This is a genomic window from Robiginitalea sp. (assembly GCF_049588695.1).
Classification (GTDB): Bacteria; Bacteroidota; Bacteroidia; order Flavobacteriales; family Flavobacteriaceae; genus Robiginitalea.
The window spans coordinates 1-3169 of the sequence record NZ_JBAVZJ010000052.1 but is presented as its reverse complement, the minus strand read 5'-3'; the positions used below and the strand labels follow the sequence as shown (position 1 = coordinate 3169).

At 47.6% G+C, this 3169-nt stretch carries 3 protein-coding genes; 1 reads left to right on the top strand and 2 read right to left on the bottom strand.

Features of this window, described 5'->3' with window-relative positions:
• A partial coding sequence (locus WBV75_RS01015; RefSeq protein ID WP_424118803.1) for a lyase family protein occupies positions 1-410 on the bottom strand: 410 nt, incomplete at its 3' end.
• A gap of 135 nt (positions 411-545) precedes the next feature.
• On the opposite strand from WBV75_RS01015, the gene WBV75_RS01010 reads away from it, so the two are divergent.
• The gene (locus tag WBV75_RS01010; RefSeq protein ID WP_424118802.1) at positions 546-719 is read left to right on the top strand and encodes a hypothetical protein; all 174 of its coding nucleotides are present in this window, start codon (positions 546-548) and stop codon (positions 717-719) included.
• Positions 720-767: 48 nt separating this feature from the next.
• On the opposite strand, the gene WBV75_RS01005 is transcribed toward WBV75_RS01010, so the two are convergent.
• Positions 768-3169, bottom strand: a 2402-nt coding sequence (locus WBV75_RS01005) for a TonB-dependent receptor domain-containing protein (RefSeq protein WP_424118801.1), incomplete at its 5' end; no start/stop codon positions are given.

The following is a 3169-nucleotide window of genomic DNA, read 5'->3' as shown; positions in this document are numbered from 1 at the left end:
TTATTTACGTCATCATTGGGTTGCAGCGTTTTTTCACCTTCCCCAATTGTCTTCCCCGCCAGTTCATGTGCCCGGTTGGCGATGACTTCATTGACGTTCATATTGCTCTGCGTCCCCGATCCGGTTTGCCAAATGACGAGCGGAAACTGATCGTCGTGGGTCCCTTCAAGAATCTCATCGCAAACCCTGCTGATGAGGTCCCGTTTGGCTTCGGGAAGTACACCCAATTCACAATTCGCATACGCAGCGGCCTTCTTCAGGTAAGCAAATCCGTAAATGATCTCTTTGGGCATTGAGGCAGGTGCCCCAATTTTAAAATTATTGCGGGAACGCTCTGTCTGGGCGCCCCAATACTTGTCGGCGGGAACTTTTACCTCGCCCATGGTGTCTTTTTCGATCCGGAATTCCATAAAAAACGATTTTACACAAAGGTACATATTCCCGACCCTGCAGGGCAAATTCAGGTATTGGGTTCTATATTTTTTTTTCAGGAGTAGGAGGATTTTATAAAAACCCGCTATCTTTGTGACTCAAAAGCGGTTTGCATGTTTGAATTTGATCAATACCTCGGATTTTTAGCCTTTTTAACCATCCTGACCATCGGTTTCTGGCTTATGATGTTCCTGCTGCTATTTGTAGTCCCTTATTGGCTGGGAGGAAACCTCCTGGAACTCTGGAAAGAGCGGAGGGAAGCGAAAAAAGCAGAAAGAGAAGCATAAAAAAAGCGGGGATTCCCCGCTTTTATCTTTTTATGGCATGTTGCTTTTTTAGCTGCCCCCGCTAAATCCGCCTTCTTCTTCATAATCATCGCCACCCCTCCCACGGCCATTGCGCTCTTTAGACTGGTTGAAGCGGTATACAAATGAAAGCCTCACCGACCGCACGCGCCACTGGAATTCGCTGTCCGACGTAAAGAAATCCGTTTCGGTAAACGACCTCCGCTTTCTGGAATTAAAGAAATCCTGAACATTGAGCAACACCGTGCCGTTTCCATCCATAATATCCTTACTGAATGCCAGATTCAGGGAAAAAATCCCTTTGAACTCCGTTTGCGCATTATTAGAAGGGCCTCTGTAGAACATGTTGGTCTGCCAGTCCACATTGCCGGGCAGGGTTACCTTGGAACTAAAGCGCCCGAACCAGCTCGTATTCTCCGCCCCGTAGTCAACCCCGTTGAACTCTCCTTCGGTCACAAACCGGAAAAAGTTAAAACTGCTGTTGATCCTGAGCCACCTGGTGGGGTTGTAAAGAATTCCTGCTTCTGCCCCATAGCGTTGATTTGTGGCGAGGTTAATAGGTATGGTCCGGATGATTTCAATTCCATCCGGGGTTGTTATCCCTGTTGGTTCCTGTATCCGATGAAAGGATCCGGTCTCACGTTGGTAGTAAACAGATGATGTCAGGGTCAACTCACTCCATCGTTTCAGGTACCCGAGGTCATAGGTATTGGAGAAGGCGGGGTCCAGGTCCGGATTCCCCTGAAAGACATTGGTCCGGCTACTCCGGGAGGGAAATGGGTTGATGAACCATCCCCTGGGTCGGTTGATGCGACGGCTATAGCCCAGGGTCACACTCTGGGTATCTGTGAACTCATAAATAAGGTTAACTGTGGGGAACAAACCAAGGTATTCTTTATTAAAATTGAAGTCCACATCTTCCCCGAGAAATTCTTCAAGGTCTGAAAGATCAAATTCGGAATCCACCTGGCCTTTCAGTTGAGTGTACTCCAGACGCAATCCGGCCAGATAGGAAAACTTACCGAATTTATCCCCGTATTGGGAATAGACGGCATGAACGTTTTCATTATAGGTGAATATATTTGTCAGGGCCTTGTTAACTACAAATTCTCCAGACGCCTGATCCAGAGAATCCAACTGGTAATCTGTAATGGTTTCCTCTATTTTGGAACGGAACCCCGCCTCGAACTGGGCATCTTCATTTGGCCGGACATAATCTGCCTGGATCAGCCATTCTGTTTGGTCTTCAGCCTGCAAGACATTTTCAAGGGCCAAGAGGTCGTCATTCGGAAAGGTGAGTCTTTCCTCGATTACGGCCTCCTGGTCTTCACTGTCTATCGAATACTGAACATCGGCCGTAAGCAGGTGGCCTTCATCGTCAAATTTGTTTCGGTAGTTTATCGAAGCCTGGTAACTATTGTCTCTTTCTGTCTCGTCCTGCTGCCGGAAGGTAAGGCTCTGAATGTCTTCTAAAACATATCGCTCTGTTTCGTTTTCCGTGACATCTTCGTCTTTTGAATACCTCCAGAAAAAACTACCGGTAATGCTGGAGTTTTGATTGATAAAATACTCCAGGCCGATATTCGTATTAAAACTCCGGTCTTTACGATCGATTTCACGGTCTTCGATAATCCGGTCAAAGGAACCCGAGGTATAGGTGTTGTCAAAGAATCCATTTCCCGGTGAATTTCTGTAACGAATACCGGTGGTATTAAAAATATTCACTTTGTCGGACCTCAGGTTGACATTGGATGTAATTCCACTGGTCGTGGGATACCCCAGGAAGGAGTTTACGGAACCATTGAATCCAAGGGTCTTTTCCCTTTTGAGGATAATGTTGAGGATACCCGCTGTACCTTCAGCGTCATACCTGGCAGAAGGACTGGTAATCACCTCTACCTTTTCGATCGCATCCGCAGGCAGTTGCTGCAAGGCATCAGTTGAGCCAAAACCTGCAAGGGCCGAAGGCCTCCCATTGATCAGGATCCGCACGTTGTCGTTTCCCCTGAGGCTTATATTTCCCTCCACATCAACCGCCACCGAAGGCACATTATTCAGGGCATCTGTTACGGTTCCCCCACTGGTGGTGATATCTTTCCCGATATTGTAGATTTTTTTGTCCAGCCGGACTTCAACCGTAGTCTTTTCACCAACTACCTCCACTGCCTCGAGCTCGGTAGCATTTACAGCTATCCGTATGACTCCGAGATCACGGGAGCTTTCCAGGCGCTGATTTTCCAGCGAATAGTTTTCATAGGAAATATATTCAACCCGGATGTTGTAGAGACCCCCGGGGGCGTCAATTGAGAATTTACCCTCCAAATCGGTCATTCCACCGGTAATTTTGGACGGATCATTGGCGTTTTGGAGTACGACCGTGGCGTATTCCAGTGGGTTTCCCGTGTCTCTGTCCAGGACGGTTCCGGTTAAGG